Origin of the sequence: Vibrio sp. Vb1755 (assembly GCF_033338635.1) — a bacterium.
In the GTDB taxonomy this organism is placed as follows: Bacteria; Pseudomonadota; Gammaproteobacteria; order Enterobacterales; family Vibrionaceae; genus Vibrio; species Vibrio alginolyticus.
Map to the genome: position 1 here is coordinate 210057 of NZ_JAWOTA010000001.1, position 21107 is coordinate 231163.

General features: G+C 45.3%; 18 protein-coding genes. 8 read left to right on the forward strand and 10 right to left on the reverse strand.

Features of this window, described 5'->3' with window-relative positions; translation table 11 throughout:
* Window positions 1-46 precede the first annotated feature (46 nt).
* Window positions 47-775, forward strand: a complete 729-nt coding sequence (locus tag R7E00_RS01000; RefSeq protein ID WP_005387087.1) for a UTRA domain-containing protein — start codon at window positions 47-49, stop codon at window positions 773-775.
* Between the two features lie 62 nt (window positions 776-837).
* Here R7E00_RS01000 and R7E00_RS01005 read toward each other — a convergent pair whose 3' ends face one another.
* Window positions 838-2424, reverse strand: a complete 1587-nt coding sequence (locus R7E00_RS01005; RefSeq protein WP_005373846.1) for a BCCT family transporter — start codon at window positions 2422-2424, stop codon at window positions 838-840.
* 303 nt (window positions 2425-2727) lie between these two features.
* On the opposite strand from R7E00_RS01005, the gene R7E00_RS01010 reads away from it, so the two are divergent.
* Window positions 2728-5136, forward strand: a complete 2409-nt coding sequence (locus tag R7E00_RS01010; RefSeq protein WP_005373839.1) for a beta-mannosidase — start codon at window positions 2728-2730, stop codon at window positions 5134-5136.
* A gap of 101 nt (window positions 5137-5237) precedes the next feature.
* Here the strand turns inward: R7E00_RS01010 and R7E00_RS01015 are convergent, their stop codons facing one another.
* A complete protein-coding gene (locus R7E00_RS01015) occupies window positions 5238-5492 on the reverse strand; it encodes a hypothetical protein (protein ID WP_005373837.1) in 255 nt (84 codons plus the stop codon).
* 167 nt (window positions 5493-5659) lie between these two features.
* Here R7E00_RS01015 and R7E00_RS01020 point away from each other — a divergent pair, with 167 nt between their 5' ends.
* Both R7E00_RS01020 and R7E00_RS01025 read left to right on the forward strand, forming a co-directional pair.
* A complete protein-coding gene (locus R7E00_RS01020) occupies window positions 5660-6019 on the forward strand; it encodes a DUF6559 family protein (RefSeq protein WP_005373833.1) in 360 nt (119 codons plus the stop codon).
* A gap of 137 nt (window positions 6020-6156) precedes the next feature.
* Entirely contained in the window at window positions 6157-7191 is a 1035-nt protein-coding gene (locus R7E00_RS01025) for an ABC transporter substrate-binding protein (RefSeq protein ID WP_005373831.1), read from the forward strand.
* Window positions 7192-7297: 106 nt separating this feature from the next.
* Here the strand turns inward: R7E00_RS01025 and tyrS are convergent, their stop codons facing one another.
* The 4 genes from tyrS to ppsA all read right to left on the reverse strand — a co-directional run bounded on the left by tyrS (window position 7298) and on the right by ppsA (window position 12962).
* Window positions 7298-8557 (reverse strand): tyrosine--tRNA ligase, encoded by a 1260-nt coding sequence (gene tyrS, locus R7E00_RS01030; protein ID WP_005373828.1) that lies wholly within the window; start codon window positions 8555-8557, stop codon window positions 7298-7300.
* An 82-nt stretch (window positions 8558-8639) separates the two neighbouring features.
* Complete coding sequence (locus R7E00_RS01035) at window positions 8640-9446, reverse strand: response regulator transcription factor (protein WP_031778843.1); 807 nt, start codon at window positions 9444-9446, stop codon at window positions 8640-8642.
* Window positions 9447-9639: 193 nt separating this feature from the next.
* Window positions 9640-10419, reverse strand: coding sequence for a hypothetical protein (locus R7E00_RS01040; protein WP_005373824.1), 780 nt, complete (start codon window positions 10417-10419; stop codon window positions 9640-9642).
* Between the two features lie 170 nt (window positions 10420-10589).
* Complete coding sequence (gene ppsA / locus R7E00_RS01045; protein ID WP_005373822.1) at window positions 10590-12962, reverse strand: phosphoenolpyruvate synthase; 2373 nt, start codon at window positions 12960-12962, stop codon at window positions 10590-10592.
* 251 nt (window positions 12963-13213) lie between these two features.
* Between ppsA and R7E00_RS01050 the strand changes: the two genes are divergently transcribed.
* Window positions 13214-14050 (forward strand): pyruvate, water dikinase regulatory protein, encoded by an 837-nt coding sequence (locus R7E00_RS01050; protein ID WP_005373820.1) that lies wholly within the window; start codon window positions 13214-13216, stop codon window positions 14048-14050.
* 76 nt (window positions 14051-14126) lie between these two features.
* On the opposite strand, the gene ansB is transcribed toward R7E00_RS01050, so the two are convergent.
* Together ansB and R7E00_RS01060 are read right to left on the reverse strand one after the other, a co-directional pair.
* On the reverse strand, window positions 14127-15191 hold the full coding sequence (gene ansB / locus R7E00_RS01055; RefSeq protein WP_213869136.1) for an L-asparaginase 2: 1065 nt from the start codon (window positions 15189-15191) through the stop codon (window positions 14127-14129).
* Between the two features lie 374 nt (window positions 15192-15565).
* The gene (locus tag R7E00_RS01060; protein WP_258475863.1) at window positions 15566-16822 is read right to left on the reverse strand and encodes an adenylosuccinate synthase; all 1257 of its coding nucleotides are present in this window, start codon (window positions 16820-16822) and stop codon (window positions 15566-15568) included.
* 105 nt (window positions 16823-16927) lie between these two features.
* Between R7E00_RS01060 and R7E00_RS01065 the strand changes: the two genes are divergently transcribed.
* From R7E00_RS01065 to R7E00_RS01075, 3 genes are all read left to right on the forward strand, one after another.
* A complete protein-coding gene (locus R7E00_RS01065; protein ID WP_005373812.1) occupies window positions 16928-17797 on the forward strand; it encodes a LysR family transcriptional regulator in 870 nt (289 codons plus the stop codon).
* 19 nt (window positions 17798-17816) lie between these two features.
* Complete coding sequence (locus tag R7E00_RS01070) at window positions 17817-18209, forward strand: ribosome recycling factor family protein (RefSeq protein WP_213907143.1); 393 nt, start codon at window positions 17817-17819, stop codon at window positions 18207-18209.
* 77 nt (window positions 18210-18286) lie between these two features.
* Window positions 18287-18901, forward strand: coding sequence for a LysE family translocator (locus R7E00_RS01075; protein ID WP_262606159.1), 615 nt, complete (start codon window positions 18287-18289; stop codon window positions 18899-18901).
* 92 nt (window positions 18902-18993) lie between these two features.
* On the opposite strand, the gene R7E00_RS01080 is transcribed toward R7E00_RS01075, so the two are convergent.
* Both R7E00_RS01080 and R7E00_RS01085 read right to left on the reverse strand, forming a co-directional pair.
* Entirely contained in the window at window positions 18994-19515 is a 522-nt protein-coding gene (locus tag R7E00_RS01080; protein WP_033906326.1) for a DUF2058 domain-containing protein, read from the reverse strand.
* Window positions 19516-19687: 172 nt separating this feature from the next.
* Window positions 19688-21091 (reverse strand): aspartate aminotransferase family protein, encoded by a 1404-nt coding sequence (locus tag R7E00_RS01085; protein ID WP_017633577.1) that lies wholly within the window; start codon window positions 21089-21091, stop codon window positions 19688-19690.
* Between the last annotated feature and the right edge of the window lie 16 nt (window positions 21092-21107).

Genomic DNA, 21107 nt, shown 5'->3' on the forward strand with positions numbered 1-21107 from the left:
TAAACGCCTTATGTTATTCGTCAAATTATCGTTGGACTAGATCAGAATGAGAGCGACAGGCACCGGACAATTTGGTACCCAATTAGGAAAAATTAGAAGCAGCTTAAAACAGCAGATTCTTTCCGGCATCATGTCGGAAGGACAAAAACTGCCGTCAGAGAGAGAGCTCAGTGAGCTGTTTTCTACAACTCGAATCACTATCAAAGATGCGTTGGTGTCTTTGGAAACGGAAGGTCTTATTTATCGAGAAGAGCGCCGGGGTTGGTATGTATCTCCTGAGCGTATCTGTTACAACCCGTTGTCTCGTTCTCACTTCCATCAGATGATTCGAGAGCAGCATCGTATTGCAGAAACTAAGTTACTCAACGTGCGAAGTGAAATGGCCGCAGGTGAGTATGCCAAATCGTTAGAGGTGGAGCGAATTACCCCAATTTATGTAATTGAACGGTTACGTTTTATTGATGGGCGAGCGGTATTGTTTGTTGAGAACGTGCTCAAAGCGGCACTGTTTGAGGGTATATTGTCTGAGAACCTCACCATGTCCCTGACGGGCATTTATCGTGAGAAGTATGGTTACGAGACAAAGCGCTCTCGTTTTGATGTGATTCCAACGTCAGCTCCTGCTCATGTCGCTAAGGCGTTGAACCTAGCTGAAGGACAACCCGTTCTGAAAATTCGGCGGGTAAACTACAAACAAGATGGGCATTTAATGGACTGCGAATTCGAGTATTGGCGTCCAGACGCCGTGATGATTCGCATTGATAGCGTAGGATAAAGCGCAGAATTAAAAAGAGCCCAATGAAGGGCTCTTTTTCGCATATTGGTTAGAGAGGCGGTTTAAACGAGGCCTTGCTCTTTTGCCATTCTGCTTGCAATGCCGGGTGCTTTCCAAATGCTTGGCAGCAAAATGAAAGACACAGGTACGGCAGTAATTACAATGAAAGACTGCAATGCAGAAATACCACCAGAGCCCATTGAGATAAGCGCAATAGCGACAATACCCATAATCAGACCCCAGAACGAGCGAATCACTGCGTTTGGTTCTGTTGAGCCCGTCATCACTACACTGATTGTGTAAGTCATCGAGTCACCCGTCGTCACGATAAATGTTGTCGTTAAGATCAGGAACAGAACCGAAATGATCATTGGGTAAGGTAATTCACCAGTAATCGCTAGCAGTGCTGCAGGCAAGTTAAAGCCTTCAAACGCAGATGAAATCAAACCAGGGTTATCAAGTTCAAACGCAAGGCCACTGCCACCAACGATACTAAACCAGAAGCAAGTAATCAGCGGTGCCGCGATGCTAATAGACATGATTAATTGGCGAATTGTACGACCACGAGAGATACGAGCAATAAAGATCGCCATCATTGGGCCATAACCGATAAACCAACCCCAGAAGAATACTGTCCACCAACTTAGCCAGCCTGTATCACCACGGTAAAGTGCCATAGGGAAGAAGTTATCCACCATACGACCAACGCCTTGCACGTAGCCATCAACGATAAAGCTTGTCGGCCCGAAGAACAGGATGTAACCAATTAATAGTACAGACAAAATGATGTTGTAACGACTGACGATTTGAATACCCTTGCTCAAACCGCTCAGTGCGGAAAGGGTATACATCAGGATCGCCGCCATGATAACCATGCTTTGCGTTACGAACGTATCTGGCAGGCCAAACAATGAGTTTAGCGCGTAGCTAATTTGTAAACCTAAGAAGCCGATAGGACCGATGGTTCCTGCTGCTACTGCAATGATGCTACATGCGTCAGCAACATCACCAATCCAGCCTTTAATGGCTTTATCACCAAAAACAGGGTAAAGCAGAGTACGCGGCTTAAGAGGCAGGCCTTTATCGTAATGCAAGTGCATTAAGACAATGGAAGATAGACCACCAAGGATCGCCCAAGCTAAGAAGCCCCAGTGCATAAAAGACTGAGATAGGGCATTGATTGCGGCAGTTTTCGGTGAGGCTTCCCCGTATAGAGGCGGAGCAGTCACAAAGTGCGCGATAGGCTCAGCTGCGGCCCAGAACACACCACCACCTGCAAGTAGAGTACAGAGTACGATTGACAACCACTTAAAGTTATCAATATCAGGTTTCGCTAGACCACCTAGGCGCACATAACCAGTGCGACCAAACGCAAGAGCCAAACCAATTAGGAAATTCAGAAGAAGCAGTACTTGCCAGTAAGCTCCGAAATATTTAGTAGCAAAGCCGAAGCCGGTGTTAACCATTGCGGTTAGAGAGTCGGTATTCGTTAGAGCAAGTAAAACGAATAGAGTGAGGAAGCTACCACTTAACCAAAAGACAGGATTGGTGAGTTCGAGGCGCTTGAGTAAAGATGGGGGATGAATAGCAGAATAGTCAGCATCCTGAATAGGCGCTGTGTGGGAGGCGGCATTCGTCATATTTGACATAATTACTTCGCTTTTTAGGGCTATGAAGCCGTGCATTTCCCCTCACATCGTTTCAACGAAAAGTGTGAGGATGTTCAAAAAGCTGATGATGTTAACATGTCGAAGTTGCAAATATAACCTTAGATTTCGATTAATTTTTAACAGGTTAGCCAAGTTGCTGATTTTTGGGTAGAGATCAAAAGAAAGAGTTTTTACGTGAAATGCACCGCATTTCGTATGTAATTAACATTTCCCTTGTTTTTGCATGGGATTGTCAGGATTACATTGAGAAAACATGTTTTTCCCAAGCTAAGGTTTAACTCGATGGCTCACTTCGAACTTAACGGGCAGTGGATGCTTACCTCGCCACAGCGTCCCAATCTTGAAATTCCAATGTTTATTCCGGGCGATAATGTGTCGGCGCTTTTACAAACAGAGCAGATTCCAGATCCTTATTTTGCCGATAATGAAAACAAAGTTCGATGGATTGAAGAGTGTGAGTGGCATATCTCACGTGAGTTTGACGTCGACGCGTTTACGTTGTCTGCCAAGCAAATTTGGATGACGCTAACTCGTGTCGATACATTGGCAACCTTCTATGTTAATGGTGAGTTAGCACAAACTTGCAGCAACATGTTTACCCAGCAACGTGTGGATATTAAACCGCATTTAAAGCAAGGTACTAACACGATTCGGGTTGAGTTTGCTCGGGTGGATTTAGAAGGTATCGCAAGAGCAAAAAAACTGCCATTTCCTATTCCATCGGCAATGGGCAACAACCAAATTCCACACATGAACTTGATCCGCAAAACACAGTGCCATTCCGGATGGGACTGGGGCATTTGCTTGATGGTATCGGGTATTTACGACCCCATTCAAATCGACATTGTGAATGAGCTTTGGCTCAAAGGCTTCTCGACAGAGCAGCAATGGCAAGCCGATGGGAGTGTGTTTCTTGATGTAGTAGTTGAAGTGGAAACGGACAGTCAACGCCATGAAATGATGGTTGAATTTAATGGTGAGCGTCAATGTATTCAAACAAAAGGAAGTGGTCACTATCATTGCCAGTTCCACATTTTGGAGCCTCAACGCTGGTGGCCATCGGGTTATGGCGAAGCGTATCTCTATCCCATTACCATTTCTTGCAGAGAGCAAAAGTTAACGCACAACATTGGTTTGCGTCAGCTAACTCTAAATAATCAAGCTGATGAGCACGGCTCTGCAATGGAATTTATCGTCAATGGCGTACCGATTAATGCTAAAGGTGCCAACTGGATCCCTATTGACGCAATGCCGGGGCGAGAGTGCGAAACACGTTATCGCAACCTTTTGCAAAGTGCGGTTGACGCCAACATGAACATGATTCGCGTATGGGGCGGTGGTCAGTACGAGAGTGAAATCTTTTATAACCTTTGTGATGAACTTGGCTTGTTGGTGTGGCAAGACATGATGTTCGCCTGCTCGTTGTACCCATCAAACGACGAGTTTTTAAAAGAGGTAGAAGAAGAACTTAGATTCCAAATCCCGAGGCTCAAGGAGCACCCATCAATCGCACTTTGGTGTGGTGACAATGAAGTGATTGGAGCTATTGGTTGGTATGACGAATCTAAGCGCAGTAAAGTCAAATACACGGTTAACTACGATCGCCTCAACCGCATGATTGAGAAGGAGATTACCGAGCAAGATAGCACTCGCCGTTTCTGGCCAAGTTCCCCATGTAATGGTGAACTGGATTTCGGTGATGCGTGGCATGATGATAGTAAAGGCGATATGCACTTTTGGGACGTTTGGCATTCAGGAAAATCATTCAGTGCCTACCTTGACGTGAATCCTCGTTTTTGCTCTGAGTTTGGTTTTCAATCTTGGCCATCTTTTGCTGAAGTTAAGCGGTTTGTCCCTGAGCAAGACTGGAATATTACATCCCCAACTTTCGAACAACATCAGAAGAACCCGCGTGGTAATAGTATTATCACAGAGATGTTCACGCGCTATTTTCGTTTTCCCTCTGGATTTGAGAGCATGCTGTATTTAAGTCAAGTTCAGCAGGCAATCGCGATCAAAACTGCATGCGATCATTGGCGTGCCATTTCTCCAGTTTGTCGCGGCATGCTGTACTGGCAACTCAACGATAACTGGCCTGTCAGCTCTTGGTCTAGTTTGGAATACAGTGGTCGATGGAAGCAGTTGCACTACCATGCAAAACGCTTTTTTGCGCCGCAGTATTTGGTATTTTCCGAGCATACAGGCAAGTTGAGCCTACATTTGCTCAATGATGCGAAAGAGTCCGCAAGCGTCAACGCATTGCTCAAGTGGGTAGATTGGCAAGGGGAAGAAAAGCAATGTTGGAGCTTAGAACAAACAGTCATAGCAGACAGCAATACGATTTTGTGGCAGTTGGATGAATTGATCGAGAAGGATGAACTTACGTCAGGCTTCTTCTATGTTGAAGCGCAAATCGGTGAAGACAGAATAAGCAACACATGGTTTAGTACTCACGAGCTAAAAACCTTGCCGATAGCGAAAGCCAATATAGATGTCTCTATTGAAGGGAGGCGAATTACATTGATTGCGGATAAGCCTGCGTTTTTTGTTCATTTGGAGAGTGATGCTGATGGAAGGTTCAGTGACTCCAGTTTTACTCTGTTGGTCAACGTTCCAATGACGGTTGAGTATTTAGGTGATGATGTTTCAGGTATGCAGCAGTCGTTGAGGGTATACCACCTTAATGATTAAAGCGGGTATAGAACATCTACATGCTGACAACTAAAAAGGGAGCGTTTGCTCCCTTTTTAGTTACCAAGTATCCGTTATTAAGCTCAGGTTGAGACAGAAGACTATTTAAGTTTCTGATGGACCCGATAGCTAACGACAAAGCCAATGTAGAATAGTGCAGCAAGAGTAATCATTGCCGTCGCGTACGCCAGTAGGCTGTTTAACCCTAAACCAAAAGCCAGAGTGAAGGCGATACCATGAATGGCTTCCGCAGGGATTCGGTACCAAGCAGAGTGGACGGAAGATCCAAAGAGGATAAAGGTACTAAGTAAGACAATCGTGCCGCCTATAAAGCCGACCCATCTGCTGTTGTTCATGTTGCAGTCTCAGGGGTTACCGAGGTAACGTAACAAAATATTTCAGGATCGTATTATACAACCGATCATCGCGAAAAGCGCTAGAGAAATTTCGCGGATAAAACAGAGTGTTTTAATTCGAACAAAAGAATACGACCATAGCCAACTTAATACAGGAATAACAAAACATGTTGAGATTTATACAACGTCGCCGCATTAAGAAAGTGATTAAACTAATGAGTACCAGATTGGTGGTGGGATACGGCAGTCGTGAGTACTTTTCGGTTGGTCAGGTAAAGACGAGCACCAGCGAGTTAAGCGCGTGCCAACAAAAAATTGCGTTGGCGTTGTATGCGAATCCGCAAGATCTTGATTTGGAAAATCAACCAGAGTTGCAAGCCATCCGCTCTGATGTAGCGCATGACTTCTTCGCTGGTGTCGATTATACCGCTCAAGATGTGCTTAATTTACTCGGCTCTGGTGGCTGGAAAGGAGGTCGAATGGAAGATGGAATGTCTCATCATTTTGGTATGCACAGTCGCTATTAAAAACATGCGTTAATTTTATAAATTCGATAAATATTTTTGCTGTTAAAGATTAATTAAATTTTCTTTCAATTGGGTAACAATTACCTAATTATGCACCCGAATCCCAGCGCGTCGCTGGACTGGTTGGATTGCATACCATGAAATTAATCATCAAAGGATTGGGGCTGAGTGCTCTTGTGCTCAGCATGTTTGCTCATGCAGATAGCAAAACGTTGAACGTTTATGCATGGGGTGGCTATTTGCCGGAAGCATCGTTAAAAGCGTTTGAAAAACAAGAAGGCGTTACGATTAATTATTCGACCTTTGAGAATAATGAATCAATGTATACCAAGCTAAAATTGCTAAAAGGTTCTGGTTACGATGTGGTTTTTGCTTCTGCGTACTTCATTGAAAAAATGGGTCGAGAAGGACTGCTTTCGAAAATAGATCACGCTCAAGTGCCAAACATGCAAGACACAATGGACGGCTTACTTGGCCAAGCGCACGATCCGAAAAATGATTACTCATTGCCTTATATTTGGGGCATTACCGGGATCAGCTACAATGAATCCATGGTTGAGCAACCAGTGACAAAATGGGCTGACTTATGGGAGTCACAATACGAACAACAAGTCATGCTGATTGATGACGTTCGCGATGTGTTCGGTATGGCGCTGAAGAAAAATGGCCATAGTGTGAACACCAAAGACGAAGCAGAAATCAAACAGGCTTTCGATTCTTTAGTGGCACTGAAAAATAACGTATTGCTGTACAACTCAGATGCACCTCAAGTCCCTTACGTGTCCGGTGAAACATCGGTCGGCATGCAATGGAACGGCAACGCATTCCAAGGGCAGGTTGAAATGCCTGAGCTGAAGTTCGTGATGCCGGAAGAGGGCGCGGTATTGTGGATGGACAACTTCACTATTCCGTCTGGCAGTAAAAACAAAGCATTGGCGCATAAATTTATTAACTTTATGTACCAATCAGAGAACCAAGCGGAAATCGTGACCAGTTTGGGTTATGCGTCGGCAACAAACGCTGGGCGTGACAAATTGCCAGAAGAGTTGAAAAACAACCGTACTATTTTCCCTTCATCAGAAGACATGAAAAAAGGCGAGTTCATTAATGATGTTGGCGCAGAAACGTTAGCGATTTACGAAAAGTACTGGCAACGTTTAAGAACGCAATAAGCGACGTCTTTACCTATTTTTAGGCTTAAAATCGTTCAAATTTGGATTCCCCTCATCACGAAAGTGGTGAGGGGAATTTTTTACAGGCTTTGTACTGCGAGTGTTACTACGCGGCACGCTTTACGAGGCAGAAGTGCTTTTTACCGCGTTGCAGTAACCAGTATTGATCGAACAGTGGGAAGCTCAAACTTGGGTTATCAGCCGACACTTTTTCACCGTTTACACTAATGGCGTTGTTGCTGATGTGTTCGCGTGCAACACGCTTCGAACTTGCTAAACCCGACTCAACCAACAGCTCAACCAAATCTTGTTGTGCGCTCTCAATGCTTGGTAAACCATCCAACTCCAATTGTTTTAATTCACCCAAACTCAGTTGTTGCACATTACCGCTGAATAAAGCTTGAGTGATGCGCTCGGCGCTAGCTAGGCCTTCTTCGCCATGAACAAATCGCGTCATTTCCTCAGCGAGAATACGTTGTGCTTGCGGTTTACCTTGGCTTGTTTGGTCTTGCGCCTCAATGCTGGCAATTTCTTCGCAGCTCAAGAACGTGTAGTAACGCAGGAAGTGGTAAACGTCGGCGTCTTCTGCGCCAAGCCAGAACTGGTAGAACGCGTAAGGAGAGGTTTTGCTAGGATCTAGCCATACTGCGCCGCCTTCGGTTTTGCCAAATTTGGTACCATCGGATTTGGTGATCAGCGGCAGAGTTAAGCCAAATACTTGCTCACCATTTTGACGGCGAGTTAAATCGATCCCGCTGACGATGTTTCCCCATTGGTCATTGCCACCGATTTGCAAACGGCAACCGTATCGACGGTTTAGCTCGGCAAAATCGTACGATTGCAGTAGGGCGTAGCTAAATTCGGTGAAGGAGATACCTTGGTCAGGTCGTTGCAGGCGTTGTTTTACCGAGTCTCGGTTGACCATAGTATTGATCGAGAAGTGCTTACCCACATCGCGGAAGAAGTCGATCACATTGATCGCTTTCATCCAGTCAGCGTTGTTCACCATGATCATCGGCTTGGTCAGTTGGAGGTTCATCAACTGCTGAATTTGATTAGAAAGATCGTTAACCCAGCCTGAGACGATTTCCTCTGAGTTCAGACTGCGCTCAGTCGCTTTAAAGCTTGGGTCGCCAATCATGCCCGTTGCACCGCCAATCAAGGCAACAGCTTGGTGTCCGGCATCTTGAAAGCGCTTAAGCATAATCAAAGGCACGAGGTGGCCGATATGCAAGCTGCCAGCTGTAGGATCGAAGCCGCAGTAAACGGTTTGTGGCTGTGAGAGAAGTGTCTGAATTTCTTCCAAATCGCTGGCTTGTGCAATCAAGCCACGATCTTGTAAATCTTGCAGTAATGGTGTTGTCATTCTTTTTGTCTGTTTTAGTGGTTGTTACATTCAGACTAAAACGCGACACCTTTTCTCGATATATCCCTTAAGGGACAGTTTTTTATCTTGAATGGAGAATGAGGTGATTGAGGAAAAGCTGGAATAACTCACTCAATGAAGACACATTTAATTGCGAGTAAATTCGCTTTCGATGATTTTTGACCGTGCCTTGAACTAAGTGTAACCGCGCGGCAATTTCTTTGGTGTCAAACCCTTGAGCGAGAAGCGAAGCCACCTCTTGTTCGCGACGGGTGAGTGATTCTACGCCAAACGTTGCTAAAGCTTGCTCAATGGCTAATCGCATACTGCCAGAATAAGCACTCTGTGCAAAAACAGGCTCAGAAAAGGTAAATTCCGTTTGTTTCCAATGTTGCTGACAAAGCGACTGAATTATCGGGAAATAGGGCTTTAGCTTATTGATTTGTGGCTGAGAAAAGTATTTTCCATCAGTCATATATCCGAAGTACAGCATGACCCAACGGCCAGATTCAACTTCGACTAGCATGCTAAGCTCGTCTTTCCACCCTGTTTGATGATAGAACTGCTCGCAGTATGAGGTGAAGTCAACGCCTTTACGCGCCACGTCTTTGAGCGTAAATACGCCTTGTTGCTTTGTCTCGTTTAGTTTGAGAAAAAAAGGGTCATTTTGAAATGAGTCAGTAAGGTAGCGTTGAAAAAGTAACTCTCGCTCGTTCTCAATTGAGTCGTAGAGATAAATAGGATGTTTACCTTCTCGGTAACCTAAAATAACTGCGCAATCAAAATGAAAAAGAGTGCGAATGACACGCATAAGTTTAGGAGTAAAGTTAGGCGTGTTAAGAGCAGAAATTGCTTCTGCTAGCAGATTATTAAAGTTATTGTCAGGCATGGGATACCGAATTGCAGGTGGTTTTGCGCAAGCATAACCAAAAGCAATCCAACGAGAAAGGGAAGTCGCCATCTTCTGGTGACTTCCATAGAGAAAGTTGCGTAAGTGCTCAGTTTTGAGGAATCATATCCCCGTTAACTTATTGATAAGGGTGCATAACAACGGTTTTATTTAAGCGATTAGTTGCTATGCATTACTGCGAGTTAGTGAGCTCTTCGTTAACCCAATATTTAGAACCAGACACGTTAGCATCGATGAGCAAACCTTTAGCGTTCAACTGATAGACGGCGACGCCGCTGTTAAATTGTTTTGAAAGTTGCTCTGAATCTTCGCCCGCAACAGCAGAGGCTTCACTTGTGGCCTCCCATCCTTCGTTGACGAACGTATCAAAGTCTTCTTTGCTCTCAAACAGAACCACTTGTTGGTAAAATTTGCCGCCAGCCCCAAGTGCAACGCCCAAACCAAACATATTCATATAAGTGCGTTCTTCTGTTTCCTTATTCACTGCGACTCCTGACCCTGAGTTGGTGTGAAACAGCAAAGATAATTTACGAGAATCAAAGACCGCGTAGCCGTACGCGTTGTCGTAAATAGCTTTTGCCTCCGGCTTTTCATTAAATAACTTGAGCAAAGCGCTATCTGCCATTAAGTCCACGGCTTGGCGAGCTTCTTCTGGCGTATCGCCTTCCATCAGCTCATCAATTTTTTTGTCGGCAGCATCTATCCATTCTTTGCTTTTCTCGATGCTGGCTTCCGTCCATTCGCCTGCGGTATTGATCGCTTCCTCGGACCAGTTCGTGAAATCTTGCCACGCTTGTTTTGAAAACGCTTTGGTGTCGTCCCAAGCATCTTGTGCAGTATCAGAAACTGCGTCGCCAAGCTCAGACATTTTATTGGAAATTTCATCCCAATCGGCATAAGCAGGGGATGCCAGGAGCATCAATGTAGTAAGGAGTGCGATAGGCTTTTTCATCAAATTCTCTCTGGAGTTATCGATATACCATTCATTTTAGGTCATCAGACTTTGATAATGAAATTGACTAAATGACGAACTTGAGAGAGGAATCACGAACTGATTGTGAAATGACGTGTGAATAACAAAGCCCTCACAAGGGGAGTGTGAGGGCTAGAGTTTATCGTGTGTTACTTGCTGCTAACTTTACCGAGTTTTAACCAAGTATCGATAACCGTATCTGGGTTTAGTGATACAGAGCTAATACCTTGATCCATTAGCCATTCCGCTAAGTCGTCGTGGTCTGATGGGCCTTGACCACAAATACCAACGTATTTGCCTGCTTTTGTTGCCGCATCAATCGCCATTTGAAGCATCACCTTAACCGCTGGGTTGCGCTCATCAAATAGATGTGCGACATCGCCAGAGTCACGGTCAAGACCAAGCGTTAGCTGAGTCATGTCGTTTGAGCCAATCGAGAAGCCATCAAAGTACTTCAAGAACTCATCGGCAAGGACCGCGTTGGATGGCAGTTCGCACATCATGATGACTTTAAGACCCTGATCGCCACGGCGCAGATCAAACTTCGCTAGCAAATCAATCACTGATGCTGCTTCGCTTGGTGTACGAACAAATGGGATCATGATTTCAACGTTTTTCAGACCCATTTCGTTACGAACGCGTTTGATTGCTTGAGTTTCTAGCTCGAAGCAGTCTTCAAACACTGGAGAAATGTAACGAGACGCGCCACGGAAGCCAAGCATTGGGTTTTCTTCATGCGGTTCGTATGCTTTACCGCCAACCAAGTTGCTGTATTCGTTAGACTTAAAGTCAGACATACGAACAATAACGCGTTTCGGCCAAAATGCCGCAGCAATGGTTGCGATACCTTCTGTCAGCTTGCTTACGTAGAAATCGATAGGATCTTTGTAACCACGAATACGCTGAGTGATTTCTGCTTTTAGCTCATCGCTTTGTGCATCAAAGTTAAGTAATGCTTTCGGGTGGATACCAATCATCTTATTGATGATGAATTCAAGACGAGCAAGACCAACACCTTCATTTGGAATTTGTGCGAAGTCAAACGCGCGATCAGGGTTACCCACGTTCATCATCACTTTTGTTGGTAGCAGTGGCAGTTCATCAACAGAAGAGCGTTTTACGTCAAACTCAAGTTCACCTTGGTAAACGTAGCCCGTTTCACCTTCTGAACAAGATACGGTCACGGTTGCGCCATCGGTTAACTTGCTTGTCGCATCGCCACAGCCAACGATTGCAGGAATACCAAGCTCACGAGCGATGATGGCAGCGTGGCAAGTACGGCCACCACGGTTGGTTACGATTGCAGATGCTTTTTTCATCACTGGTTCCCAATCTGGGTCAGTCATGTCTGTAACTAGCACGTCACCTTCTTGGACTAAAGACATTTGGTCCAGAGAGTCAACCAAGCGAACCACGCCTTTACCGATGCGCTGACCGATTGCACGACCTTCAACCAAAACATCCGCTTTGTTTTGTAGCTCGTAGCGCTCAATCACGTTTTGTTCCGTTTGTGAACATACGGTTTCAGGACGCGCTTGAACAATGTACAGCTTGCCATCAATGCCATCTTTTGCCCATTCAATGTCCATTGGACGCTGATAGTGCTTTTCGATGATCATTGCTTGTTTTGCGAGCTCTTTGATCTCGTCGTCGTTCAATGAGAACGTGTTGCGCTCTTCATCAGAAGTATCAACGATATCAACTTGTTTGCCGATTTCTTGGTTATCTGAGTAGATCATTTTGATCAACTTAGAACCAAATGTTTTCTTAACGATTGGGTGTTCGCCTGCTTCAAGCATTGGCTTGTGAACGTAGAACTCGTCAGGGTTTACTGCACCTTGAACGACCATCTCGCCTAGACCCCATGAAGAGGTGATGAAGACAACTTGGTCGAAACCCGATTCAGTGTCTAGTGTAAACATAACACCCGACGAGGCTTTATCTGAACGCACCATACGTTGGATACCCGCAGATAGCGAGATGCCACGGTGGTCGAACCCTTGGTGAACGCGGTAAGAAATCGCACGGTCGTTAAATAGAGAAGCGTAAACGTGCTTAGTTGCTTCTAGTACTGCGTCGATGCCTTTCACGTTCAAAAACGTTTCTTGCTGACCAGCAAAAGAAGCATCAGGTAGGTCTTCTGCCGTAGCAGATGAACGAACTGCGACTGAAAGCTCAGGATTGCCTTCGATCAGTTCTTGGTAATTTTCACGAATTTCTTGTTCAAGGTCCGCAGGGAAAGGGGCCTCTAATACCCATTGACGAATGTTTGCACCTGTCTTACGCAGAGCTTCTACATCTTCAACGTCTAGTTCATCGAGTAATTGGTGAATACGCTCATCCAAACCTTCGTGGTCAAGGAATTGGTTAAACGCGTATGAGGTTGTCGCAAAACCATTTGGTACAGAAACGCCTGCGTTTGCTAGGTTAGAAACCATTTCGCCAAGTGAAGCATTCTTACCGCCGACTTTGTCGACATCATCCATGGATAGGCCATTGAACCAGAGGGTGTTCTTTTGCATGTCTTTCTCCAGAAACATTGCAGCTTAGTAGGGGGACTTAAATCGATCTAAACAATCGCATGTTGGCTGTTATTACACGTTGACCATACATTGCTTCATTTAGATTGATATCAAAGGCAAACGATTACGTTCTGGCTGAAAAAAATTCAAAAGAATTTTTAAAGCTGTGGTGAACCTAACTGAAAGCCAAACTGATTTATTAATATTATGTGTACCATCCTACTCAAAAGATTTTGAAAAATTAAACAGAAATGCAAATAAATAACCAAAGTCGTGATGTGTTCTATGTTTCTGACGGTACGGCGATAACATGTGAGACATTAGGGCATGTTGTTCTCGGTCAATTTCCGTTCATTCCTAACGAAAAAACCTTTCCGTTTGTAGAAAGCCAGGACAAAGCTACTGACGTAGTCAAAGAAATTGAAACTTCCTACCAGCGCAATGGCGTCAAACCTCTGGTCTTTTTCTCAATTGTCGTTCCAGAAGTACGTGAAATGCTGCTTGAAGCGCCGGCATACAGTTACGATGTGTTGGAGAGTATTGTGCAGAAAGTGCAAGACGACATTCAGATGGCACCAAAGCCTAAGTTGCAGCGTTCTCGCAGCGTGGGGAAAGATTCCGACACCTATTTTGACCGTATTGCGGCTATTGAATACACATTGGCGCATGATGATGGCATCACGCTAAAAGGGTTGGAACAAGCCGATATTATCCTGCTGGGAGTATCGCGCAGCGGAAAAACGCCGACTAGCTTGTACATGGCGATGCAATTTGGTTTACGTGTTGTGAACTATCCGTTCATTGCGGAAGATGTGAAGATGATGCGTTTGTTGCCTGAGTTTGAGATCCATCGTCATAAGTTGTTTGGGCTGACGATCGATCCCGAGCGCTTGACTGAAATCCGTGAAAATCGTTTGTCTGGAAGTGATTACGCTAGCACAGAGCAGTGCAAGCTGGAGCTAGACACTGTTGAGGCGTTGTTTAGAAGAGAGGCGATCCCATATATCAATACGTCCTCTCTGTCTGTTGAGGAAATTACTACGCGTATTCTGGAAAAAGCAGGAATGAAGCGTCGCTTGTTTGGCTAACAAGAGACGCTCATGTCGCTATGTGTAAGAGGAGGTAAGGTGTGTACCTCCTCTATCGAATGAGCCTTAGACAGAATTAATAGTATTGGAACATCTTTTGGATGTCTTGATAGTTTTTCGTCTGAGTCAGTGACAGCATCAGTAAGATACGTGCTTTTTGTGGGTTCAATGTACCTGCGGCAACAAAGCCATATTTGTCGTCATCAATTTCAGCATCCAAAGTCGTTGAGCCGCTAGGCGTTCGGGAGCTTCTTACAACAACAACGCCATCTTTACTCGCTTTCTCTAGCTCATCAAACACAGTGTGGTACAAGTTACCATTACCGACACCAGCACTTACGATGCCGTCAAACTTCGCATCCACAAAGGCTTTCACCGGCAAACTGGAGGCATTTGCATAGTTATAAACAATACCGACCTTAGGCAACTTAGTAAGCTTTGATACATCGAATGGGGTTTCTGTCGTATGTTTACGTTCTGGGCTTCGTTGATATTTGGCATCGCTATTATGAATGTAGCCGATAGCACCAAAGTTGGGTGACTGGAAAGTGCTGACGGAGGTTGTATTGGTTTTTGTCACATCTCGCGCATCGAAAATCGTGTCATTCATTGCGACTAGCACGCCACGTCCTTCTGAATCTTCATCGGTGGCTGTTACGACTGCATTGTATAAGTTGACTGGTCCATCAGCACTCATTGCGGTGGAAGGACGCATTGCACCGACGATCACGACAGGCTTTTTGCTCTTGACGGTCAGATCAAGGAAGTAAGCGGTTTCCTCTAACGTATCCGTACCATGAGTAATGACGATGCCGTCAACATCATCTTGATCGAGTAGCTCATTAACTCTTTTCGATAATTTTAGCCACACTTCATCATTCATATCTTGTGAACCGATACTGACCACTTGCTCTCCAGAAATATCGGCAATCTTGGTCATACTCGGCACCGCAGAAATCAATGATTCAACGCCGACTTTACCTGCTGTGTAGTTTGATTCTGTTGCAGATTGACCTGCGCCTGCTATGGTGCCACCAGTGGCAAGAATTTTAATGTTCGGAAGATCGGATTGCGCAAAAGAGAACGAACTGATGCATAAACCGAGGGTTATCGTACTGAGGCGGAAAAGATTTTTTGTCATGGGAATCACCTGCTTTTAGGTTAGATGTTGGTTGGGGAACAACCTCTATCCTAAAAACAGAACGGGAGAATTTTTGAGCACAAGCTCAACAAATTGCATATGAAAATCGTGATCAACTAATCACTTAAAGAATATCAAATCAACCAGTTAACCTAATTAACGTGCTTCTTTAACAAGTGAGATGTGCTAGTAACGTGCACAACGTGTTAAGTCCTATAATTTATTGATTTATAAATAAAGGAGGTAGGAGTCTCGTGATGAGGTTATTAAACATGAATTTAGCCGTGCAATTTTCCAAAGTTTACAGTGTAAAAAAAGCGGCTTTACCCCGGAACAGATAAAAGCCGCTTGCCAATGATGTGTTAATTCACATCTTATCGCATAATCATTTGTTCACGACCAGGACCCACAGACACCATTTTTACTGGTACGCCCATCAGTTCCTCAATGCGTAGAACGTATTTCTGTGCTGCTACTGGAAGCTCTTCAAACTTACGACAACCTGTGATGTCCTCGCTCCAGCTTTCCATCTTCTCGTAGATTGGCGCAAGAGAGGCAGTTTGAGGCCAGATTGGGTTTTCGCTGTGGTTGCCTTCGTAGCCAACACAGATTTTCAGATCGTTAAGGCCAGTCAAACAGTCTACTTTCGTTAGTGCAATTTCAGTTGCGGCTTGCAGTTCAACGCCATTCTTCGTAGCGACTGCGTCAAAGTAGCCCATATCGCGTGGACGACCCGTAGTTGCACCGAACTCGCCAGCAAGTTCGCGGAAAGCGTCTTGCTCTTCCATTGCAGTGATCAACGTACCAGTACCCACTGATGAGCTGAAGGCTTTTGCAACCGCAATAACGCGTTCAGGACGAAGTGCCGGAAGGCCACTACCGATACCCGCGTACATTGATACAACATTAGAAGATGTTGTCCAAGGGTACTCACCGTAAACAAGGTCACGACCCGCGCCAAGCTGCGCTTCGAACAAGAGAGTTTTGTCTTTCGCTTGTAGTTCTTTTAGAGGAAGCGTTACGTTGCAAATTGAATCGCGCCAAGGTGCAGACACTTCTAGCAGCCAGTTCGCCAGTTCTTCAGCGGTTTGTTCAAACTCGAACGTCGGGTAAAGTGCACGCAGTTGCGGCAGTTTCCAATCCATCATGAATTGAAGGCGTTCAACCAATACTTCTGGTTGCTTCAACCAACCAACTAGGATGCCTTTCTTCATTACGCGGTCACCGTAAGCAGGTGCAATACCTTGACGAGTTGAACCGTATGCTTTGTCGCCTAAACGTTGTTCTTCTAGCGTATCTTCTAGTGCGTGTAGAGGTAGACACAGTGTTGCGCGATCAGAGATGCACATATTCACTTTTACGCCCGCTTCTTCAACTTCCGCAATCTCCTGAGACAGCAACGCAGGGCTGATAACCATACCCGGACCTAACACTGCCAAACAGTCAGGGTTGAATACGCCACTTGGAAGCTGGTGCAGCTTGAACGTACCTAGATCGTTAACCACGGTGTGACCCGCGTTGTTACCACCTTGGAAACGAATGCTCGCAGAAGCTTGCTCTGCCAAAAAGTCAACGATGCGGCCTTTGCCTTCATCACCCCAGTTTGCACCCACAACAACGATAGACGACATAATTTAATCTCCAAAAACAGATGCAAAAATCTTAAGGTGTTCGCCATAATAAGAGAAATTAATTATACTCATTAACTTGATAAGAATTTCATATCGGAATTGGCAATGTTAGATTTGAACTGGCTGCGAACCTTCGTAACTCTTGCAGAGGTAAAACACTTTGGTAAAACAGCGACGGAACTGCACATGACGCAGCCGAACGTAAGTTTGCATATCAAGCAGTTGGAGCAAGCCACGCGCACGAAATTGATTGAGCGAAATCCCGTGCAGTTGACGCAAGCGGGGAAGCGTTTGTTAGCTACGGCGCAGCGGATGCTTAATGAGCTGCAAATTTGTCAGTCGGATCTCAATGCCATCAACGATCTTACGCAGGGGACGCTTTCTATTGCGGCGAGCGATATTGTTTCACGTTTACTGCTTATCAAACCATTTCAGCAGTTCAAAAGTGAATATCCGGGGATCGACTTGGCATTGTTCAATACCACATCTTCTCAAGCGGTGGATTTGGTGAAAAGTGCGCGTGCCGATATCGGCTTTGTTATCGCACAAAAAGAGAGTCAACCGCTGCATTTTACGCCTCTCACGCAAATTCACTGGTGTGCGTTTGGTGATAACATTTTTGAGTGGCAAGACAATCGAAAAGAGAGCCAGACGCTGATCCTGCTAGGGCACGATACTCGAACCCGAGAGCTGATTGATGCGTCTTTACCTGAACTAAATCTGCCTAAGCATCGCGTGATGGAAGTGGGCAGTGTGGAAGCACAAATCGACTGGGCGGAAGCGGGGTTTGGGACTGCTATTGTGCCGGATTTTTCGCTCGATCCGAGATTAAAGCTTTCTCGAGAAGTTACGCCTTTGCCAAGTTTTCCAAACACTGATTTCGGCTACATCGTGCGTCAAAATCAGGTGTTATCCAAAGCGGCAAAACAGTTGTTGGCTTGGGTTGGCGAGAATGTGTCGGTGGTTGAGGGCTAAGGCGATGAAAGAAAAGGCCATGAAAGAGACGAAGATTACGATTTCGCTCCCATCCTTGATTCACCGTATTGGGGGCGACCATGCCAAGCGAGCGAAAACACTCGCAGCAGAAAAACAGTGCGATCTTAAGCGAATTAGACGATCTCGTCACTGGCAAATCTCGGGCGAGGCTTTGGATGTAAAAGCGTTTTTAGAGGATCTCAAAAACGAAGAAGCAGAGACGATGCGATTTGCGATCAACAAGATCGAACAAGCTCTACTTGCTCACCAAGACAAATTGGAACCTTTGGACGTGAAGTTGATACGTTTGGTGAGACAAAACCCAAACATCACCCTAGCGGAGCTGATGGCTGAAACGAACTGCACGTTAGTTCAAGCTCGCACGGTACGATTTGGTGCTGAGTTGCTTTAAGATCGGTTTGTGGTTTACTCACTTTATTAACAGATGTTAGGGTACCGATCAAAATCACTCACTAAGACCATTTTATTATGGATATTTGGCAGCTTCTCCTTTTTATTCCTGCTTGCTTCGCTCTAAATATGGCTCCAGGCCCAAACAATTTATTGGCAATGAATAATGCGCGTTGTTACGGCTTTAGGGCCGCGTTTACGGCCAGTTTAGGCAGAATTGCTGCTTTTTCAGCGATGATTGCGTTGTCTGCATCAGGTCTGGCTGTGATTTTGTATACGTCAGAAATGCTATTTTGGGCAATAAAGTTGGTAGGAGCGCTGTATCTACTGTGGATTGCGTTTAACCTTTGGCGTTCAGAGTCCAGCCCGATCTCTGACTTGGACAATTCGCGCAATTACGCAGGACTTGCGAAGCAAGAATTTACGCTTGCTGCTGGCAACCCGAAAGCGATACTTATTTTTACTGCATTCTTGCCGCAATTTGTTGATGCCAATGCCAACGTTCAAGAGCAGTTTTTTGCCCTTGGCTCGACGTTTTTGATATTAGAAATGGTCGCCATTTCAATCTATGCCATCTTTGGTTTGTACTTGAGGCACTGGTTTTCAAATCCAAAAATGGCGAAACGTTTCAATCGCGGATGTTCGTTGTTTTTAGCCGCATCAGGTGCGAATTTGCTACTAAGTAAGCAATAACAACACATCATCTCCGTAGATTATTTTTCTATAAAAAGAGCCGCTGATGTTACATCAGCGGCTCTTTTCGTTGATGCATCGATTATTTATTGTTACCACATCAAATCGTCAGGCACGACGAAATCTGCGTATGGATCGTCTTCTGCTGGAATGTCCGATTCAGGTTCTTTTTGTTCGATGATGACGGACTCATCACGTTGAGCAATTTTATTCGCTACTCCACGTGGAATGACAACATAGCTTTCACCAAAAATTGCGATTGCCAAAATACCTTTGATCAACTGCTCGCGGATAAGTGAATCTACATAAAGTGATTTCACTAGCGTACCGTGAGTGAAGTTGTATTTGATGTCGCCATCTTTTAAGTCGATCTTGTTCATCTCAATCAATTGATTGATCTGCGCTTTGATCTCTTTGTTTAATCGCTCAGCATTTTGCTGCTCGCTCAATTGTTTATCACGCTCTAACTGTTGGCGTTTATTCTCTTCAACCGCCGCTTTTACTTCGCGTGCTTGAACGCGTGATTTTTTTGAGCCTTTCTTCGCTTTCTTTAGTTTCTTTTCATTAACTAAGCCAGCTTTCAGCATTTGTTCTTGAAGGGTAAGTTTTGCCATGTTTCATCCAGTTAGTGCGCAATTTTGGGCATTTTACCCACTATTGCCACTTGTAGTAAATAATAGTGCTTTCTATGGGTCTAAAATGTTTGGTTGGCTTGTTGTCTCTTTAATGGAAAGTGCAAAGCGGGCCTTCTCCAAAGCCCGCGAGCATTACTGAAATCTAGGTGGGTTATGGCTGCCACTGTTTAGATGTGACGAGGTTATCCATCACTTTGTTTACCGCTTGATGCGCTTTGTCGACAATGGTGTCTATATCGTTACGATTCGCGATAAGCGGTGGAGCAAAACCGAGGATGTCACCATGTGGCATAGCGCGAGCGATTAAGCCTTGCTCTAAACAGGCCGCCGCGATTTGCGGGCCTACTTTCAAGTTTGGATCAAAGTGTGCACGGCGGAGCTTGTCTGAAGAAAACTCCAACGCATGCAACAAGCCAACGCCACGAGTATCACCGACCAATGGATGATCGCTAAACGTCTCCGCCATGCGTTGCTGCAAGTAAGCGCCGACTTCGGCCGCGTTTTTTACCAAGCCTTCACGTTCAATGATATCGAGGTTGCAGTTCGCGGCTGCCGCTCCCATTGGGTGACCAGAGTAGGTATAACCGTGTCCGATAGCGCCCCATTGGTCGGTGCCGTTTTCTAGCACACTCCAAACTCGTTCACCGACGATCACGCCAGACAGCGGTTGATACGCTGAGGTTAACCCTTTCGCTACCGTGATGAGATCTGGTTTCATGTCGTAGTGCAGTGAGCCAAAATCGGAGCCGAGGCGACCAAAGCCACACACCACTTCATCCGCAATCAAGAGTACATCGTATTTGTCGAGCACTTTGCGAATCGCCTGCCAGTACCCTGCTGGTGGTGGCACAATACCGCCAGTACCGAGCACTGGTTCTGCAATCATTGCTGCTACCGTTTCTGGGCCTTCTTCCAAGATCATCGCTTCGAGTTGATCTGCGCAATATTGAGAGAATTCGAGCTCAGACATACTCTCGTCTTCACGGCGATAATAATATGGCGCGATGGTGTGTTTGATACGCTCAAGTGGTAAATCAAAATGGGCGTGGAACAGCGGCAAACCTGTCATTGAACCGGACGCGATACTTGAACCATGGTAGCCGCGGTCACGCGAAATGATTTTTTTCTTCTCTGGTAGACCACGAGCATTGTTGTAATACCATACCAACTTAAGTTGAGTTTCGTTCGCGTCGCTGCCTGACATGCCGTAGTAAACTTTGCTCATGCCTTCAGGCGCCATTTTGATGATGCGATCTGACAGTGTCACGAGCGCTTCGTTCGTATGACCGACGTACGTGTGGTAGTACGCCAGTTCTTTGGCTTGCTCATAAATCGCATCGGCCATTTCGGTCCTGCCATAGCCAATGTTTACACAATACAACCCGGCAAAGCCGTCTATCAGCTCGATGCCTTCTGAATCGGTGATGCGTATTCCGCTTCCGCTCGAGATAATTCTTCCCGGAAGCTCCCCGGCCGCATACTGCTTCAGGTGGGTTGAGGCATGAAATACTCTCTGACGATCGATCTCTAAAAGTTGTTGGGTTTTGTTACTCATGATCCTTCTCCTCGAA

Excerpts from the sequence above, each read along its gene's own strand:
- R7E00_RS01000 (WP_005387087.1), top strand. The coding sequence starts at position 47 with ATGAGAGCGACAGGCACCGGACAATTTGGTACCCAATTAGGAAAAATT.
- R7E00_RS01005 (WP_005373846.1), bottom strand. The coding sequence starts at position 2,424 with ATGTCAAATATGACGAATGCCGCCTCCCACACAGCGCCTATTCAGGAT.
- R7E00_RS01010 (WP_005373839.1), top strand. The coding sequence starts at position 2,728 with ATGGCTCACTTCGAACTTAACGGGCAGTGGATGCTTACCTCGCCACAG.
- R7E00_RS01015 (WP_005373837.1), bottom strand. The coding sequence starts at position 5,492 with ATGAACAACAGCAGATGGGTCGGCTTTATAGGCGGCACGATTGTCTTA.
- R7E00_RS01020 (WP_005373833.1), top strand. The coding sequence starts at position 5,660 with ATGTTGAGATTTATACAACGTCGCCGCATTAAGAAAGTGATTAAACTA.
- R7E00_RS01025 (WP_005373831.1), top strand. The coding sequence starts at position 6,157 with ATGAAATTAATCATCAAAGGATTGGGGCTGAGTGCTCTTGTGCTCAGC.
- tyrS (WP_005373828.1), bottom strand. The coding sequence starts at position 8,557 with ATGACAACACCATTACTGCAAGATTTACAAGATCGTGGCTTGATTGCA.
- R7E00_RS01035 (WP_031778843.1), bottom strand. The coding sequence starts at position 9,446 with ATGCCTGACAATAACTTTAATAATCTGCTAGCAGAAGCAATTTCTGCT.
- R7E00_RS01040 (WP_005373824.1), bottom strand. The coding sequence starts at position 10,419 with ATGAAAAAGCCTATCGCACTCCTTACTACATTGATGCTCCTGGCATCC.
- ppsA (WP_005373822.1), bottom strand. The coding sequence starts at position 12,962 with ATGCAAAAGAACACCCTCTGGTTCAATGGCCTATCCATGGATGATGTC.
- R7E00_RS01050 (WP_005373820.1), top strand. The coding sequence starts at position 13,214 with ATGCAAATAAATAACCAAAGTCGTGATGTGTTCTATGTTTCTGACGGT.
- ansB (WP_213869136.1), bottom strand. The coding sequence starts at position 15,191 with ATGACAAAAAATCTTTTCCGCCTCAGTACGATAACCCTCGGTTTATGC.
- R7E00_RS01060 (WP_258475863.1), bottom strand. The coding sequence starts at position 16,822 with ATGTCGTCTATCGTTGTTGTGGGTGCAAACTGGGGTGATGAAGGCAAA.
- R7E00_RS01065 (WP_005373812.1), top strand. The coding sequence starts at position 16,928 with ATGTTAGATTTGAACTGGCTGCGAACCTTCGTAACTCTTGCAGAGGTA.
- R7E00_RS01070 (WP_213907143.1), top strand. The coding sequence starts at position 17,817 with ATGAAAGAGACGAAGATTACGATTTCGCTCCCATCCTTGATTCACCGT.
- R7E00_RS01075 (WP_262606159.1), top strand. The coding sequence starts at position 18,287 with ATGGATATTTGGCAGCTTCTCCTTTTTATTCCTGCTTGCTTCGCTCTA.
- R7E00_RS01080 (WP_033906326.1), bottom strand. The coding sequence starts at position 19,515 with ATGGCAAAACTTACCCTTCAAGAACAAATGCTGAAAGCTGGCTTAGTT.
- R7E00_RS01085 (WP_017633577.1), bottom strand. The coding sequence starts at position 21,091 with ATGAGTAACAAAACCCAACAACTTTTAGAGATCGATCGTCAGAGAGTA.